This is a genomic window from Tsukamurella ocularis (assembly GCF_024807615.1).
Classification (GTDB): domain Bacteria; phylum Actinomycetota; class Actinomycetes; order Mycobacteriales; family Mycobacteriaceae; genus Tsukamurella; species Tsukamurella ocularis.
This window is the reverse complement of sequence record NZ_JANUCJ010000003.1, coordinates 923,397-940,345: the sequence shown is the minus strand read 5'-3', so window position 1 is coordinate 940,345 and position 16,949 is coordinate 923,397. Positions and strand designations below refer to the sequence as shown.

At 71.7% G+C, this 16,949-nt stretch carries 15 protein-coding genes; 9 read left to right on the top strand and 6 right to left on the bottom strand.

The features are described from left to right. Position 1: 1 nt before the first annotated feature. Positions 2-1,759 (bottom strand): GNAT family N-acetyltransferase, encoded by a 1,758-nt coding sequence (locus HNP44_RS15925; protein ID WP_259142004.1) that lies wholly within the window; start codon positions 1,757-1,759, stop codon positions 2-4. A gap of 52 nt (positions 1,760-1,811) precedes the next feature. Here HNP44_RS15925 and HNP44_RS15920 point away from each other — a divergent pair, with 52 nt between their 5' ends. After that, a complete protein-coding gene (locus HNP44_RS15920; protein WP_259142003.1) occupies positions 1,812-2,585 on the top strand; it encodes an alpha/beta fold hydrolase in 774 nt (257 codons plus the stop codon). Here the strand turns inward: HNP44_RS15920 and HNP44_RS15915 are convergent. Further along, complete coding sequence (locus HNP44_RS15915) at positions 2,488-3,444, bottom strand: DMT family transporter (protein WP_259142001.1); 957 nt, start codon at positions 3,442-3,444, stop codon at positions 2,488-2,490. The genes HNP44_RS15920 and HNP44_RS15915 overlap by 98 nt on opposite strands. A gap of 82 nt (positions 3,445-3,526) precedes the next feature. On the opposite strand from HNP44_RS15915, the gene HNP44_RS15910 reads away from it, so the two are divergent. Next, positions 3,527-4,432, top strand: a complete 906-nt coding sequence (locus HNP44_RS15910; RefSeq protein ID WP_259142000.1) for a LysR substrate-binding domain-containing protein — start codon at positions 3,527-3,529, stop codon at positions 4,430-4,432. Here HNP44_RS15910 and HNP44_RS15905 read toward each other — a convergent pair. Then, entirely contained in the window at positions 4,419-5,777 is a 1,359-nt protein-coding gene (locus HNP44_RS15905; RefSeq protein ID WP_259141999.1) for an MFS transporter, read from the bottom strand. The two genes, HNP44_RS15910 and HNP44_RS15905, sit on opposite strands and share 14 nt — an antisense overlap. A gap of 86 nt (positions 5,778-5,863) precedes the next feature. Here HNP44_RS15905 and HNP44_RS15900 point away from each other — a divergent pair, with 86 nt between their 5' ends. After that, positions 5,864-7,264: an MFS transporter gene (locus tag HNP44_RS15900; RefSeq protein ID WP_259141998.1), complete on the top strand. Its 1,401-nt coding sequence runs from the start codon at positions 5,864-5,866 to the stop codon at positions 7,262-7,264. A 10-nt stretch (positions 7,265-7,274) separates the two neighbouring features. Next, the gene (locus tag HNP44_RS15895; protein ID WP_259141997.1) at positions 7,275-7,592 is read left to right on the top strand and encodes a helix-turn-helix domain-containing protein; all 318 of its coding nucleotides are present in this window, start codon (positions 7,275-7,277) and stop codon (positions 7,590-7,592) included. A gap of 61 nt (positions 7,593-7,653) precedes the next feature. On the opposite strand, the gene HNP44_RS15890 is transcribed toward HNP44_RS15895, so the two are convergent. Beyond that, positions 7,654-8,658, bottom strand: coding sequence for an adenylate/guanylate cyclase domain-containing protein (locus tag HNP44_RS15890; RefSeq protein ID WP_259141996.1), 1,005 nt, complete (start codon positions 8,656-8,658; stop codon positions 7,654-7,656). 31 nt (positions 8,659-8,689) lie between these two features. Between HNP44_RS15890 and HNP44_RS15885 the strand changes: the two genes are divergently transcribed. Genes HNP44_RS15885 through HNP44_RS15875 form a run of 3 tightly spaced genes read left to right on the top strand, consistent with a single transcriptional unit; the run spans position 8,690 to position 11,663 of the window. Next, complete coding sequence (locus HNP44_RS15885; RefSeq protein WP_259141995.1) at positions 8,690-10,066, top strand: L-serine ammonia-lyase; 1,377 nt, start codon at positions 8,690-8,692, stop codon at positions 10,064-10,066. A gap of 38 nt (positions 10,067-10,104) precedes the next feature. After that, positions 10,105-10,509, top strand: coding sequence for an NUDIX hydrolase (locus HNP44_RS15880; RefSeq protein ID WP_259141994.1), 405 nt, complete (start codon positions 10,105-10,107; stop codon positions 10,507-10,509). After that, positions 10,506-11,663, top strand: a complete 1,158-nt coding sequence (locus tag HNP44_RS15875; RefSeq protein ID WP_259141993.1) for a winged helix-turn-helix domain-containing protein — start codon at positions 10,506-10,508, stop codon at positions 11,661-11,663. Before HNP44_RS15880 ends, HNP44_RS15875 begins: the two co-directional genes overlap by 4 nt. Here HNP44_RS15875 and HNP44_RS15870 read toward each other — a convergent pair. Next, entirely contained in the window at positions 11,651-12,481 is an 831-nt protein-coding gene (locus tag HNP44_RS15870) for a Fic family protein (RefSeq protein ID WP_259141991.1), read from the bottom strand. The genes HNP44_RS15875 and HNP44_RS15870 overlap by 13 nt on opposite strands. Positions 12,482-12,583: 102 nt before the next feature. Continuing rightward, positions 12,584-14,119 (bottom strand): ATP-binding cassette domain-containing protein, encoded by a 1,536-nt coding sequence (locus HNP44_RS15865; RefSeq protein ID WP_259141990.1) that lies wholly within the window; start codon positions 14,117-14,119, stop codon positions 12,584-12,586. Between the two features lie 536 nt (positions 14,120-14,655). On the opposite strand from HNP44_RS15865, the gene HNP44_RS15860 reads away from it, so the two are divergent. Together HNP44_RS15860 and HNP44_RS15855 are read left to right on the top strand one after the other, a co-directional pair. Next, complete coding sequence (locus tag HNP44_RS15860; RefSeq protein ID WP_259141989.1) at positions 14,656-15,966, top strand: ROK family transcriptional regulator; 1,311 nt, start codon at positions 14,656-14,658, stop codon at positions 15,964-15,966. Between the two features lie 570 nt (positions 15,967-16,536). Continuing rightward, the gene (locus tag HNP44_RS15855) at positions 16,537-16,860 is read left to right on the top strand and encodes a hypothetical protein (protein WP_259141988.1); all 324 of its coding nucleotides are present in this window, start codon (positions 16,537-16,539) and stop codon (positions 16,858-16,860) included. Positions 16,861-16,949: the final 89 nt, after the last annotated feature.

Sequence of the window (16,949 nt, the reverse complement as noted above, 5' to 3'; positions counted from 1 at the left end):
CTCAGAGCGTGCGCTTGAGACCCACGTGCTCGGAGCGGTACCCCAGCCGGGTGTAGAAGGCGCGGGCCCGCTCGCGGGAGACGTCGGTGGTGAGCTGCGAGAGCACGGCGCCGTGGGTCCGGCCGTGGTGGTGCGCCCACTCGATCATCGCGGTGCCGAGGCCCTGCGAGCGGTGGCCCCGCCCGACCCGGACGCCCTCGATCTGGAGGCGCGTCGAGCCGCTCCGGGACAGGCCCGGGATCACCGTGAGGTGCATCGTCCCCACGACGCTGCCGGCGTCGTCGCGGACCACGGCGAGGTACTGCGAGCGATCGCGCGTGACCAGCTCGAAGGCGCTGTCGTACTCGGCGGCGTCGCCTACCTCGCGGGTCGCGCCGAGCTCGTCGTCGGCGAGCAGCGCGACGATCGCGGGCACGTCGTCGCGGCGCGCGCGCTCCACGCGGTACGTGCCGCCGACGCCGCGCAGCACCCCGCCCACCGAGGCACGGGCCTGCAACTCGCGGACCACCCCGTCGAGCCAGGCCCCGACGTTCGCTCGCGCCTCGAGGGTGTCGGGGTAGCGGCAGCGCAGGTGCAGCCCCGCCTCGTCGAGGATGAACCACAGCATCACTCCGTCGGTGCGGATGGTGGCGCCCACGTACTGCGCGTCGAGCCGGGTCGCGTCCACGCGGACGGGCAGCCGCCGCAGGTCCAGCCACGAGATCGCGAACATGCCCGGCGCCTCGGGCATTCCGCCCCACTGCTCGAGCACGTCGGCGAGCGGCCACGACCCGAGTCGCACCGCCTCCTTCACCGCTTCGGCCGCCGCGGCCGGCTCGGCGGAGGGGGAGTCGAGCACCGAGTTCGTGATGAACCAGCCGACCGAGTCGTGCCAGGTCTCGTCGTAGCGGCTGTGCACGGGAAACACGGCGCGCAGGGGAGCTCCGGCGAGGTCCAGCGTGACGCGGGTCAGCGCGGCCACGGTGGCCGACAGGGTGGAGACGCCCGTCGCCCGGGCCGCCGCGGCGAATGCCGCGACCTCGTCGGTGCCGAAGACGTCGCGGACCTCCACGCGCTCGCGGTGCGCCTCGGGGGTGCCCAGTGGGAGGGGGAACACGGGCATGACTCCGCCACTGGCGGTGATGATCTCGGACCAGCGGCGCCGCACGTCGTCGGGCGCGGCGGGGCGGCCCGCCAGGGCCCGGGTGTGATCGACGAACGGCGGCACGGCCTCCGTCGACGGTGCCCGTCCCGCCCGGACGTCCTCGAGCGCGGCGAGGAGATCGCGCGCGATCACGAGCATCGACCACATGTCGGTGTGCGAGTGGTCGGCGGCGACGATCACCGTCGGGCCTGCGGCCGTCTCCAGGACGCAGAGCCGGTGCGCGGGACGGGAAAAGGGGGAGCAGGCGTCGTCGAGCACGTCGCGGAGGGCGTCGTTGACGGCCTGCCCCGGGCCGATCGCGTGCTCCACCCAGTTCCCCGGCCGTACCGAGATCTCGTGCAGGGTGGGCCCGTCGGGTCCGGAAAGGAAGGCGGTCCGCAGCGTGCCGTGCCGGGCGATCACCGCGAGCCATGCGGTGGCGAGCTGCTCGCGCGGCACCGGATCGGGGAGGTGGAAAGAGAGCGCCATCCACGACCCGGGGCGGTCCCCGCCGGCCACGTGCCGCGCCTGATCGAAGGACACCGGCAGCGCCGCGCCCGGCTCCGACACCGTGACGTCGTAGCCGTACAGCCGGCCGAAGGGCAGGCGCAGGTGGGCGACGTTGGTCAGGCGCATGGGCGGTACCCTAGCCCTCCTACGACCCCTTTGCGCGGCGAGAGAAGGCCGGATGACCAGCTTCGACGTCCCCGGGGCGCGGCTCGCCGCCGAGTACAGCGACGAGCACGGCCGCCCCGTCGTGCAGCTGCACGGCCTCACGTCCAGTCGCGCTCGGGACCGGGTGCTGGATCTGGACCTCGGCCGCGGCCTCAACGGCACGCGCCTGCTGCGCTACGACGCGCGCGGGCACGGCTTCTCCACGGGCCGCGCGGTTCCGGACGACTATCGCTGGCCGAACCTCGCCGACGATCTGCTGCGGCTCCTGGACCACTGGTTCCCCGGGGAGCAGGTGCACGGAGTCGGCCCGTCGATGGGGACCGGCACGCTGCTGCACGCCGCGGTGCGCGAACCGGAGAGGTTCAGCGGGCTCACGCTCATGGTGCCGCCCACCGCGTGGGCGACGCGCGTCGCCAAGGCCGCCGAGTACCGCGCCGCCGCAACGCTGATCGAGGAGCGCGGGCTGGAGGAGTTCCTCGCCGCGGGCGAGGGGGCGGTCGCGCCGCCCGCCACCGTCGAACACCCGCCGACGCGACCCGACGTCCCCGAGGCGCTCCTGCCCTCGCTCTTCCGGGGCGCCGCGGCGAGCGATCTCCCCGCGCTCGGGGAGATCGCCCGCATCGACGTGCCGGTCACCGTCCTGGCCTGGATCGACGATCCGTCGCACCCACTGTCGACGGCCGAGGAGCTCAGCAGGACGCTCCCGCGGGCGACGCTGTCGATCGCTCGGACTCCGCAGGACGTGCAGGAGTGGCCGTCGGTCCTGCTCCGGGACGTCGCGGGCTGACCCTGGAGACCGCGACGCCGACGAGGCACAGGACGCCGCCCAGCAGGCCCCACGCGGTGGGCGTCTCCGACAGGAAGGCCCAGCTCAGCAGTATCGACAGGCCCGGTACCGCGTAGGACGACGAGGCCGTCACCCCGGCAGGGGTGTGGGCCAGCGCGTAGGCCCAGAGCAGGAAGGCGAGCGCCGTGGGAACCAGGCCCAGGTAGATCACGCCGAGGGTGCTCGACATCGGCGCGGCCGCGAGCTCGTCGAAGAGCCGGGGCGCCCAGGGCAGCAGTACGATGGCGCCGACGCCCGCGCCCAGCGCGGTCGCGGTGAGCGGGTCGACGGTGCGCAGCACCAGTTTCTGGGCCACCACGCTGATGCCGTAGAGCAGGGCGGCCGCGACCGCCAGGGCGACGCCGGCACCGTCGCGCCGGCCGTCGCCGGTGAAGGCGATGACCGCGGCCCCGGCGAAGCTGATCGCAATGCCCACCACCAGCAGCGGCGGGAAGCCCTCCTGCAGGAAGGAGCCGGCGAGCACCGCGACGATGATCGGCGCGATGTTCACCAGCAGCGCCGTGGTGCCGGCGTCGAGGTGCTGCTCCGCCGCGTTGACCAGCACGGTGTAGAGCGCGAACCACAGTGCGCCGTACCCGATGGTGAGCGCGAGCGTCCGCCCACGGGGCAGTCGGGCGCCGCCGTTGTACAGGGCGTTCATCCCCCAGATCACGCCGAGGACCGCGGCGCCCACCAGCAGGCGGCCCTCCGCCATGGCGACGGGGGAGACGTGCGGGCCGATCCCGCGGATCACCACGAAGGCCGAGGCCCACGCGAACATCACGGCCACGAGGGTCAGGGCGGGGAGTCGTTTCGTCATGCGTTCACTCTGCGACCGCCCCGGAGTAAGCACAAGCGCATATTTCTGCATTATCATTCAGTAGGACTGAATGGAGGGCGCCATGCTCGACGCACACCGGCTCATGATCTTCCGCTCCGTGGCGGCCACGGGCTCCGTGGCCGCAGCCGCGGCCAGCCTCGGCTACACGCCGTCGGCCGTCTCGCAGCACGTCGCCGCCCTGCAGCGGGAGACGGGGCTCAAGCTGCTGGAACGGGTCGGACGGGGCGTGGAGCTGACCCCCGCGGGGCGGGTCCTGGCCACCGAGGCCGACGGGGTGCTCAGCAGCCTCAACGACCTCGGCGCCACCGTCGACGACCTGCGGGCCGGCAAGGCGAACCGGATCACCATGAACGTGTTCGCCACCGCGGGCACGCACTGGATGCCGTCGGTCGTGCAGACCCTCAGCGCCGAGTTCCCCGACACCCGGCTGCGCCTGCGCATCGAGGACGAGGTCACCGAGATCGCCGCCCGCCGGCCGGATCTCGCCGTCGCGGTGCGGCAGGAGCACGGGCAGACCACCGCGGTGCAGGGTTTCTCGCACGAGGACCTCGTGGTGGAGTCCTACGTCGCCGTCGTGCCCGCGGGCCACGAATTCGCGGACCGCGAGTTGGTGGACATGGCCGAGCTCGAGCACGAGCGCTGGATCGACAACGACGTGCGGCGCGGCGCGTGCCGTCAGGCCGTGCTCGATGCGTGCGCCGCAGCGGGATTCGCTCCGAGGTTCGTTGTCGAGACCACCGACTACCCGTCGGCGCTGAGGTTCGTCGCGCGGGGCGTCGGCGTCACCGTCCTGCCCCGCCTCGGCGCCACCGAACTGCCGCCCGGCACCGTCGCCGTCGACGTCTGCAACCCCGCGCCGCGGCGTACCATCGTCGCCTACGTCAAGGACTCCGAGTGCCGGAACCCCGTGGTGCGCAGGGCCATGTACCTGCTCCGCGAGGCCGCCGCCACTGCTAGTCGGCCGTGAGCCGCGAGGCGACCGCGACCATCGCGAGGCCGGAAGCCAGCGGCACCAGCAGGGTGACGGCGAAGCCGGTGTGGCCCCAGGCGAGCACCTGGGCGAAGACCGCACCGGCGCAGGCGATCGCGAGCGCGGTGCCCACGGCATCGGAGAGCTTGAGCGCGCTGGAGTTCGTGCCCTGCTCGTCGTCGGCGCTGCGCGCGAGCATGAGGATCGACAGCGTCGGATAGGTCAGGCCCATGCCGAAACCGCCGACGGCCCAGGTCGCGAAGATCACCGGCCACGGGGCGTCGAACGCGAAGGACGCCGCGACCGCGACGAGTGCGAGCACGAGCAGGCTCGACCCGATCAGCGGCAGCCGGTCGCGCACCGGCCCCGTCGCCGGAATGCGTGCCTGGACCTGCGAGGCCAGCGCCCACAGCAGGGCGGCGCCCGTCATCACCGATCCCGCCGCGAAGGGGGAGAGCCGGTCGATGTGCACCAGGTACAGCGGCACGTAGATCTCCGCCGCGAAGAAGGCGCCGGCCATGAGCAGGTTCGCGAGCATGAGGCGCGGGATGCCGGGCCGCGCCGTCAGCGTGCCTGCGGGGAGCATCCGCCGGGTGGCGACCAGCCCGACCGCGAGCCCGGCCGCCGCGACCGCGAGGAAGACCGCGCCGCCCTTCGGGGCCGCGAACTGCGCCACCGCCGTGCCCGCGCCGGCCGCCAGCGCGGCCAGCAGCAGCGTGCGGTCCGGCGGATCGTCGTTTCGGTAGGGCGATTCGTCGAGGCCGACGGTGGCCCTCAGCGTTGCCACCAGGGCGAGCAGGGACGGCCCCGCGAGCCCGAGGAACACCCAGCGCCAGCCCACTGTGTCGGCCGCGAGGCCCGCGATGGCCGGGCCGATGAGTGACGGGACCACCCACGCCGTCGAATAGGCGGCGAAGACCCGCGGCCGGCCCTCCGGCGGCACCAGGCGCCCGACCATCGCGTAGAGCACCACGCTGATCAAGCCGGAGCCCAGGCCCTGCACGCCGCGGCCCAGCGCGAGCACGCTCATGCCCGGCGCGGCGCCGACGATCACCAGCCCCGCCGCGAACAGGAGGGCGCCCGCGATCAGCGGAGGCTTCACGCCGCTGCGGTCCACCCACGGCCCCACCCAGGCGATCGCGACGATCATCGCGGCGAAGGCGGCGCCGAAGGCCACGGAGTACTCGGCGGTGGCGCCGAACTCCTCCGCGGCGCGCGGCAGCACGGTGCCCACCGCCAGAGACTCGAAGGCGGAGAAGGAGATCAGCGCGACCGACCCGATCAGGAACCAGCGGAGCCGACTCCGATCGGAGACGGTCCGCACGCGCCCATCAATGGTCATTGCTCGGACGCTAATACGTCGACCATGGTTGAGGTCAATCGAGAAAACCGGTTGATCGCAAAGGCCCGGAGCGGCATCGTGGAAAGGTGCATACCGACCCCAGCCCCCGCAGCCGCGTGCCCCGCATGCTGCGGCCGCTGCTGCGCCGGGACTACCGCCTCCTCTTCGTCACCCTGCTCTGCGCGCTGACCACCGACGGCATGTGGCTGGTCTCCGTGGTGTGGCAGGTGATCGACATGGGCGGCTCCGCCACCAGCGTCTCGCTGGTCTCGGGTGCCGCCTCCATCGGCCTGCTCGTCTCCACCCTGGCCGGCGGCGTCCTCGCGGACCGGGTGTCGCAGCAGCGCATCCTGTTCGTCCTGGAACTGCTCAAGGTCGCGGTCATCGGAGGCGTCGGCGCGATGATCGTCGTCGGCGCCATCACCGTGCCGATCCTCATGGCCGGATCTCTCGCGCTCGGCCTGGTCTCGGGTTTCTATTTCCCCGCCTACTCCGCGCTGGTGCCCCGACTCGTGCCCGCGAACGAGCTGTTGGCCGTCAACGGCTACGAGTCCGCGATCCGCCCCGCCGCTGCGATGGCCGTCGGCCCGGCGGTCGCGGCGTGGATCATCGCCGTCGCCGATCCCGGTTCCGCGCTGCTGGTCGCCGGAGCGATCTGCCTGCTCGCCGCGCTCTGGGTGGTCCGCATCCGGGTGCCGCAGGCCGACGAGGCCTCGGCCGACGAGGAGCCCGGCTCGCCGCTGCACGAGCTCTGGGAGGGAATCCAGTACGTGCGGCGGACTCCCTGGCTGCTCGCGACCCTGCTCTTCGCGAGCCTGATGGTGCTGGTCACCGTCGGCCCGATCGACGTGCTGCTGCCCTTCGCGATCAAGGACCAGGCGCACGGCGCCGCGAGCGAGCACTCGATGATCCTGGCCGCGTACGGCTTCGGCGGCGTGGCCGGCGCGCTGTTCATGGCGGCCCGGCGGATGCCCCGCCGCTACCTCACGGTGATGATGGGCATCTGGGGCGTCGCCTCGCTGCCGATGCTGGTCTTCGGCATGGCCGAGAGCGTCTGGCCCATGGTGATCGCCGGCTTCATGCTGGGCGTGCTGTTCGAGGCGCCGGTGGTGATCTGGGGGACCCTGCTGCAGCGCCGGGTGCCGCGGCGGCTGCTGGGGCGCGTCTCCAGCCTGGACTTCTTCGTCTCGCTGGTCTTCATGCCGCTGTCCTTCGCGCTGGCGGGCCCGGTGAGCCAGGCGATCGGCCTCACCGCCACCTTCGCCCTGGCCGCGCTGATCCCGATCCCGCTCGCCGTGGTCGCCATCCTCGCCGCGCGGATGCCGCAGGACGAGCTGGAGCACCCGCTGCGCGACGACGACGCCGACGACCTCGACGAGGATTCCGACGGGGAGGGGCCGGCGCTCGCCGCCGACGCGGGGGCGCACGACGACGCGCCGGTTTCGCCGACCGTGAACGCTCCGCCCGGCGAGCGCACCGTCGGATAGGCTCGGACGTATGACGAGTGGGGTGACGAGCATCGAGACGCACGACTCGGCCGAGGCCGAGCGCCCCCCGCTGCTGCGCGAGGTGTTCGGTCGCGTGCTGCGGCAGGAGCGCACCCGCCAGGGGCGCACGCTGGCCGAGGTCGCGCGCGACGCCGGCGTCTCCACGCAGTACCTCTCCGAGGTCGAGCGCGGGCGCAAGGAGGCCTCGTCGGAGGTCCTCGGCAGCGTCTGCGATGCGCTCGGCGGCTCGCTGATCGAGTTCGTCGGCGGCGTGCACCGCGAGCTGCTCGGCGCGCGCCCGCGCCCGGTGGCGCTCGCCGCCGCCTGAGCCACTTCGTCTTTCCGGGCGCCTGCTCGTCCGCTTCGGCCTGGGTCGCGGCCTCGGCCGTCTAGGCCTCCATCGTCGCGACGGCGTCCTTGCTGTAGCGCAGCAGGTGCGGGTGCACGGCCCGGAAGCCGCGGGCGCGGTAGGCGCGCAGGCTGCGGGTGGCGAGGTCCGGATCGTCGGCGATGACCTGGGTGAAATTGTCGTCGATGAGCACGGTGCCGGGTCGGGCTGCGCTGGTGAGACGGGCGGCCAGGTTGACCACGCTGCCGAATAGGTCGCCGTAGCGTTGCAATACCTCGCCGTACGCGAGGCCCACGCGCAGCTGGGGGAACTCGATCTCGATCGCGTCGAGCTCGGGGTACTCGTGCGGGGTCTGGAGCTCCAGCGCGATGCGCGCGGCGGCTGACGGGTCGTCGGCTGCGAACATGACTTCGTCGCCGACCCCCTTGATGATGTGCCCACCACCGCCGTAGATCACCACCTGCATCCGCGATTCGAACGTCGAGACCAACGTGTTGAGCTCCTCGACGGCGAGCCCGCGGCTCAGCCGGGTGTAGCCGACCATGTCGGCGAAGCCCACCGCCATTCGCGCGGTCAGCGCGTCCGCCTCCTCCAAGGTCACGAGCCGCTGCGTCGCCGTGGACAGGTGCCGCCGCCACACGTGCGACTGCAGGTTCTCCATCTTGTCGATGACCTGCGCCACGCCGGCCGACGGATCCTTCACGCCCGCGTCGTGCGCGTTGTCGAGGTAGTTCTTGACGATGCCGGCCTGCCATTCGGCGAGCCGGTACATCGCCTGGCCGAGCGACTGCGCGCCGGGCACCACCGCCTCACCCTCGACGACGTCGGAGGAGAACAGGTCGCCGAGGTCCTTGACGATCGCGACGTCGTCCCGGGTGAAGGCCTTCTGGTCGTCGTCGCGCAGGTCCGCGAAGCCGGCGGAGGTCCACCAGACACGAAGGTCCTCCACGTCGATGCCGCCCTGCTCGGCGAGCTCACGGAAGGTGTACTTGCGTTCGCCCGGGAGGAGCAGACCGTCGATGTCCAGATCTTCGGCGTCGCCCATGTGTCCACTGTATGGGGCATAGGGTGGAAGGGTGACGATCAGTGTGTTCGACCTGTTCTCGGTGGGCATCGGCCCGTCGAGTTCCCACACCGTGGGCCCCATGCGGGCGGGCGCGGACTTCGCCGACGAGCTGCGATCCGCCCCGTCGACGGTGCGCGCCGTCCACGTCGATCTGTACGGCTCGCTCGCGGCCACCGGGCGCGGGCACGGGACCTTCGCCGCCGTGCTGCTGGGACTCGAGGGCAACCGCCCCGAGACCGTGGACCCGGACTACGTCGAGAAGCGTGGCGCAGAGATCGAGGCCGCCCGCCGGATCAGCTTCGGCGGGCGCGAGGAGGTGCCGCTGTGCGCCGAGGAGATCGTGCTGCACCCGCTCACCGTGCTGCCGAGGCACACCAATGGCATCCGGTTCCGGGCGGTGCTCGCCGACGGGGCTGAGCACGAGGCGGTCTACTACTCCGTCGGCGGCGGCTTCGTCGAGCGCGAGTCCGGCGCAGACACCGTGAATCCACTCGCCGGATCGCCCGGGGTGCCGCACGACTTCGACACCGCCGCCGCTCTGCTCGAGACCTGCCCGCGCACCGGCCGCACCGTCCCGCAGCTGATGCTGGAGAACGAGATCGCGCTGCACGGCGGACCGTCGGACGTGGCGGAACGCGAGGTGCGCGCCGGACTGCTGCACATCTGGGAGGTGATGGAGGCCTGCATCGAGCGGGGCTTCCACGCAGAGGGCATGCTGCCCGGTGGGCTCGGGGTCAAGCGGCGCGCGCCGGGGCTGTACCGCAGGCTCGTCGACTCCGACGGGGCCGACGCCATGGACTGGCTCAACGTCGCGGCCATGGCCGTCAACGAGGAGAACGCCTGCGGCGGCCGGATCGTCACCGCGCCCACCAACGGCGCGGCCGGGATCGTTCCGTCGGTGCTGTACTACGCGCTGAAGTTCCGCTCGTCGTTGGCCGCGCGCCGGGAGCAGGTCGTGTGCGACTACCTGTTGACCGCTGCGGCGATCGCGGTGCTGTACAAGCGGCGCGCCTCCATCTCCGGTGCCGAGGTGGGCTGCCAGGGCGAGGTCGGCTCCGCCTGCTCCATGGCGGCAGGTGCGCTGGCGCAGGTCATGGGCGCGACGCCCCCGCAGGTGGAGAACGCCGCCGAGATCGGCATCGAGCACAACCTGGGCCTGACCTGCGACCCGATCGGCGGCCTCGTGCAGATCCCGTGCATCGAGCGCAACGCCATCGCCTCCGTGAAGGCCGTCAACGCCGCCCGCATCGCCCTGCACGGTGACGGGACGCACCGCGTCTCGCTGGATCAGGCCATCGAGACCATGCGCCAGACCGGCGCCGACATGCTGTCGAAGTACAAGGAGACCTCCCTCGGCGGCCTCGCCGTCAACGTGCCGGAGTGCTGAGCGAAGAACCTGTCGGTGGCCGTCGCTAGGGTTGCGGCATGGACGTGCTGACGGTCGCTGCGGTGTGTTTCCGGGACGACGCCGGGCGGGTGCTCACGGTGCGCAAACGCGGTACCGACGCCTTCATGCTGCCCGGCGGCAAGCTGGAGCCGGGGGAGGCCGCGATCGACTGCGCGGTCCGCGAGGTCGACGAGGAGCTCGGCGTCGCGCTGACGACGACGGATCTCACCCACCTGGTGTCGTGGCGCGGCCCCGCCGCGAATGAGGCGAACACCGACATCGAGTCCACGGTCTTCGCCACCGCGCTGCGGGTCGAGCCGCGGGCCGCGGCCGAGATCGTCGAGGCCCGCTGGCTGGACCCGGCCGACCACGGCGACGTGACCATCGCGCCGATGCTGGCGCAGTACCTCTTCCCGCGGTTGGCGGGCGCGCCGAGCGCATGAGGGTCACCCAACCCCAGGCGCGGCGGATCGCCCTCGCCGCCCAGGGCTTCGAGCCGGGCTTCGCAGGCACCTCGGCGCCGACGATGCGGCATGTCCAGAAGACGATCGACCGCCTCAAACTGATCCAGATCGACAGCGTCAACGTGGTCGCCCGCAGCCAGTACCTCCCGGTCTTCGCGCGCCTCGGCGGCTACGACACCGCGCTGCTCGACCGCGCCCGCGACAAGAACCCGCGCCGGCTCGTGGAGGCATGGGCGCACGAGGCCTCGCTGGTGCCGCCCGAGACCTGGCCGCTGCTGCGGCACCGTCGGACCGCGGACCGGGTGTCGCAGCGGTTCGCGAGCTACGACGCCCGGCACCCCGGCCAGCTGGACCGGCTGCGCGGCGCGCTGGCCGAGCTGCCGCCGCTCACCGCCCGCGGGCTGGAGGCACACCTGGAGCACGAGCAGGTGGTGGAGAAGACGCACTGGGGCTGGAACTGGTCGTCGGTGAAGGAGGGGCTGGAGGTGCTCTTCCACGCCGGCGAGGTCACCAGCGCCGGCCGCACCAGCCAGTTCGAGCGGCTGTACGCCCCCACCTCGACGGTGCTCGGCCCGCTCGCGGAGCGGGAGGTCTCCGACGAGGAGGCGTTCGTCGAGCTGCTGCGTCAGTCGGCGAAGGCGCACGGTATCGGGACGCTGCGCTGCCTGCGCGACTACTTCCGGCTGTCCACGGCGCAGGCCGCGCCCGCCGTCGAGAAGCTCGTGGAGACGGGCGAGCTCCTGCCGGTGGAGGCGGACTGGTGGCCCGGCACCGTCTACCTGCATGCGGACGCCAAGCGGCCCCGGGCGCTGGCGGCGCGGGCGCTGCTCTCGCCCTTCGACCCCGTCGTGTGGCAGCGCGAGCGGGCAGAGGCGCTGTTCGACTTCTTCTACCGGATCGAGATCTACACGCCCAAGGAGAAGCGGGTGCACGGCTACTACGTGCTGCCCTTCCTGTTCGGCGACCGGATCGTCGCGCGCTGCGACGTCAAGGCCGACCGCGCTGCAGGTGAGCTGCTGATCCACTCGACCACGTGGGAACCCGGCGGCCGCGACGCCGCGTCGGAGGCCGCGCTGGAACAGACCGTCGCTGAGATGGCCGGCTGGTTGGGGCTCGAGGGCTACCGGCTCTGATCGGAGGCCGCGGGCACGGTGATCGCTTCGAACACGCGGTACAGGGCGTGCGTGTCGGGGCGGTAGTGGCCGGAGTCGGGGGCGGACCGGCGGGAGGAGCCGTCCCACTGCGCCTTCGTGACGGCGGAGAAATCGAAGCGGTACCCGGCACGAGCTGCGACCAGCTGCAGCAGTGTCTTCGCGGCGCGTCCGTTGCCCTCGCGGAACGGGTGCGCGCAGTTGAGGTAGGCGTACGCCGTCGCGGCGCGATGCGCGTAGGCCCGTCGCGCGCGGTCGCTCGGCGACGCCGCCTGCGCGAAGGGCTGGTGGGGCAACTGCAGGATCACCGTCGCATCGTCGAGGTAGCGCTCGATCAACGCGGCCCCAAAGGTCTGGTCCCGCAGCCCCATGTCGTAGCGGCGGAACTCGCCCGCCCACGGGTAGATCGCGCCGAACAAGGCTCGGTGGATCGCGACCAGATGCGCCGCGTCGAAGGTGGCGGGCACCGCGAGCAGCCCGGTCTCGATGCCGTACTGCTGGGCGGCCCCGATCTCGAACTCGAGTTGCCGCAGCACGTACGGATCGCGGATCCCGAAGCGATTGCGCAGGATTCGCGTGCCCGGGTAGCAGGTGTCCGAGAAGTCGAGCGGCACGTCGATGCAGTCGGGCGGGCCGATCTCGGCGCTGGCGAGTGAGCGGTCGATCGCGCCGGCGACGTAGTCATCGAGGGTGACGGCGCCATCCGCCAGCGCGAGCAGCCGCTTGGTGTCGAGCGGTGTGGGCGCCCATCCCTCGAGCACGCTGTTGGCGATCGCCCCCGCCATCGTCGCCCGCTCCATCCCCGCAGCTTATCGAGCCTCGGTCGTCGAGGATTCCGCCGATTTCGGCATGGCGCGCGCATAGAGCGGTGCGACGCCGAAATCGACCGATTTTCCAAGCGATCAGCGGGTGATCTGGACCTCGCGGGTCAGATCCAGCAGGTCGAGGAAAGCGCGGTCGTGCGAGACGACGACGAGCGCCCCCTCCCACGACTTCAGAGCCTCCACCAGCAGCTCTACTGACGGGACGTCGAGGTTGTTGGTCGGCTCGTCCAGCGCTAGCAGCGACGGTGCCGGATCCCCGAGCAGCGCGATCGCCAGGGCGAGCCGCAGGCGTTCGCCGCCGCTGAGGGTATTCACTATCCGCTCCGACTGCCGCCCCCGGAACAGCATCCGAGCCAGCGCGGCGTGAGCGTGCTGCGCGTCGAGGTCGGGGTGGGCGTCTCGCACGGCGTCGAGCAGTGAGCCCTCCTCGGCGGGCCCGAAGCGGACGTCCTGCGGGACGTAGCCGATCACCGTCGGCGGCTCCGCGGCCCGCGCGGCGGCGATGGCGCGGCGCAGCACCGTCGTCTTGCCGGCGCCGTTGGGGCCCACGAGTGCGATCCGCTCCAGGCCCATGACCCGCAGCGGACCGTCGTCCAGCTGGAGCCGGTGCACGCCAGGCCCAGGTTCGGGCATGGTGATGCGGACCGAACGGTCGTCGCGCACGCCCTCGCGCGCCTGGTCGAGGGCATCGCGGGCGGAGTCGACTCTGCCCTCGTGGAGGACGCGGTGCTTCCCCGCCGACACCTCCGCCTTCTGCTTGAGCAGACCCGCCAGGATCGGCGGCACGCGCTTCTCCGCCTCGGCTCTGTCGGCGTACCGCTTGCGCCTGTCGAGCTTGGTCCGGGCCTCGATCAGGTCGCGCTGCTGCGACTTGAGGTCGCCCTTGGCGGTGGTGACGGCCTGTTCCGCCGCCGCCTGTTCGGCGTCGAGCACCTCGCGGTAGTGCGAGTACGGCCCGCCGAAGACACGGGCGGACCCACGATAGAGCTCCACCGTTGAGTGCATGCGCTCGAGCAGCGTGAGGTCGTGGCTGACCACCACGGCCGTGCCGGCGAACCGCTCCAACGCCTCGGTGAGCAGGCCGCGGGCCCGCTCGTCGAGGTTGTTGGTCGGCTCGTCGAGGAGCAGGGTGTCGGGCCGCAGGAGCAGCTGACCGGCGATCGCGAGCAGGGTCGCCTCGCCGCCGGACAGCGTGCCGACGGCGCGGTCCAGGGCCCCGAGCCGCAGGCCCAGGCCGTCGAGGACCGCGGTCGCGCGCTCCTCGACGTCCCAGTCGTCGCCGACGGCCTCGAAGTCCTCAGGTTCGGCGGAGCCTCCCTCGATGCGGCGCAGCGCGGCGACGGTGCCGCCGATGCCGAGCGCGTCTGCGAGGGTGTCCTCGGGCCGGGCCTGCGGGTGCTGGGGCACGTAGCCGACGACGCCCGTGCCGCTCACCGATCCCGCCGTCGGGCTGATCCGACCTGCGAGGATGCGCAGCAGGGTGCTCTTGCCGGCGCCGTTGGCGCCGACCAGGGCCGCGCGCCCAGCCGGGATGGTGAAGCTCAGGTCGTCGAAGACGACGGTGCCGTCGGGCCAGCGCAGGGAGAGTGCGGAAACAGCGAGAGAGGTAGCCATCAATGCTCCTTGAGGTCGTCAGGGCCGCGACGGGTGGAGTGGACACACCGGGTGCGAGCGGCAGGGCCGAGGACGTCTCAGGACAGCATGGCGCCGAGTATAGGAGCCGGCGCGGGCGGCGCGCTACCGCTTTTCCGCGGCATGCGTTCTGAAACCGGGGTCGTGGTGGGTGACGATGCGAATGCTTCGCCGCGACCCCGGAACGGGCCGGTTTGGGAAGAGAGGCGGGGCAACCAAGATGTGACGTGCATCGCAATTCAGCTCGTTGCGCTTGTGCGCCCGGCGGTGCGGGGTGCTACTTTCAACACATGTCCGGGAGTCTTGAGGCCCATCTGCGCGTCGGTTATGAGACCGTCGCGCTGGGCTGCCGTCTCCCCATGGTTCGCGTGCACTGTCGAATGTGTTGCTGCTGAGCGTTCCCGCTCGCAATTCTGCCGGCCCTCTCACCTGGGCTGATCTCCTTCGACAACTCCATTTCACGCCAGCGCCCGGGGTAGCCCCGGAGGTCGCGGCGTACGCACACACTTCGAGGAACCATGACCGTCGTTGATCTTCCCGCCGCTTCTGCCAACCGCGCCCCGCAGGCCCGCCCCGCGCAGGCCCGCGTCGCCCGACCGCGCAACCCTCTGGCCCGGCCCACCGTCGGCGAGCGCCCGGCCCGCACCGCCGCCCCCGCCCGCGTCTTCGCCCCTCAGCTGCGGGTCTCGGAGAAGCCCGCGGCGGCCGTGCTGCGTGTCATCCGCCGCGGCGGCCTCGTGCTTCGCGACGAGATTGTCCGCGAGACACAGCTGTCGGCCGCCACTGTGAATCGCCAGGTCACGGCGCTGATCGAGGCCGGTCTGGTGCGCGAGCGCGCCGACCGCGCGGCGAGCGGCGTCGTCGGTCGGCCGCGTCTGCCGCTCGAGGTCGACCCGAACGGCCCCGTCGCCTTGGGCATCCACATCGGCTTCCGGGTGAGCACGGTGACCATGCACGACGTCGCCGGCAAGGTGATCGGCGCCATCCAGATCCCTACGCCCGAGAGCGGCGAGCCCGGCGAGGTGCTGTCGGTGATCGCCACCAGCGCGCGGCGCTTTCTCGCCCGGTGGGACGGTCGTACCGTTCTGGGCGCTGGCGTCGCCATTGGCGGCCGCGTGGACGACCGCGGTGTGGTCGCCGACCACCCGCGCCTCGGCTGGAAGGACGTCGCTCTGGGCGAACGCCTTTCGGGCGCAATCGGCTTGCCCGTGACGGTGGCCCCGCACGTCGAGGCGATGGCCGCCGCCGAGCTGCACCTCTCCGAGGAGTACGAGTCGCAGGGCTCCACACTGTACTTCTACGGTCGCGAGACGGTGGGCGTCGCGTTGGCGCTGCATGGTGCCGTGCACTCGCCGAAGTCGGGGCCGCACACCATCGGCCACCTGCCGACGCGCAACGTCGAGCTGCTCGATCCGAAGCGCACTGGCCGCCTCGAGGATGCCGTCACCGATACTGCTGTCGTGGATGCTGCTCGCGCGCAAAAGCTTTCGGTTCGTACTATTGCGGATCTTCACAAGCTGGCCGATGGTGGCAACGAGACCGCGCGGGCCATCGTCGCCGAGCGCGGCCGGGTACTGGGTGAGGCCGCCGCGCTGGTGGCCGACATCTTCAACCCGGACCGGCTGATTCTGGGCGGCCAGGCCTTCACCGACCACACCGCGATACTCCCGCACGTCTCCGCCGCGCTGAAGGCCACTTCGGCCGAGCCCGGCCGGGCCGTCCGCGTGAGCGGTGCGGGTGGGCGTGTGCAGCAGCAGGCTGCCGGCGCCGCCGCGCTCGACGGTGTCTACACCGATCCGCTCGGTGCCGTCTCCCGCGCGGTCGCCTGATCGTTCACGTCGCGTGGCGCGCGCCCGCGGCGTCCCGGCCGTGATGAGGCGATGGATACCGCACTGTCCATGAGGTCTGCCGCCGCGCGCTCGAACGTCGTGGAAGCGACAACGCGAGTCGTCGCCGTCGGGGGGAGCCACCCGTAGGCTGCGGCCGAATGAGAATTGGTGAAGCTGAATTCTCGCGGCCGGTGCGAATGCTCACGAAAGACTCGCACGAGGAGCTGGGTGATGCCCGGTTCAACGGCTGCGGGGTGGTGATTCCCTGTCCGGCCAGGTCGCCCGGTGCTAACTCGATTCCGGTGCAACGTGTTCTAGGGAATCTGCGAAACGGCGCTTCGGCGCCGCACGGAGACCTGGGATCACGGCGCAGGGTCACGACCCGGGACCTTGCACAACGTGACCGACAACCGAAATTGTCGATCACGATCCTGTGGGCCCTGACCTGTCGTCTTGCGGTCAAACAAGGACGGCTTCAGTGAAGTGCAGTTGCAATACGAGTGGTACATTCTTTTGCGACAACGAATTCAGTCGGTACGTGTGTGCCGTCTGGCTGGGCAGGACGGGAGGGTGGCATTGAGTTCCGATACGGACGCCGGTGCGAACCTCGGCCAGAGCGCCGGTTCGCGGGCCATCGAGGCACGCGCAGCTATCGCGACGGCGCAGTTGCGATCGACCGTGACGTCGATCAGTTCCTCGGTGGGCTGCACGAGCTCTCACGGCGAACGGATCGTCGGGACGATCGAGGACCTCGTCGACGACGTCATGCCCGAGCTCGAGGCCGCCGAGGCCCTCACCGCGGCCGGTATGTCGCGTCGCGGGGCCGGGAGCAGCTCCGCTCCGCGCTCGTCGCTGTGGGTCGAGACCCCGTCGACTGTGAGTGTTTCATCGTGAGCACGTCGTTCGTCGCGGCCGCTGCGCCGCGCCCGGCATGAAGTGAGGTGTCGAAGTGATCGATCGCCCTGATACCCCCCACGCCGACG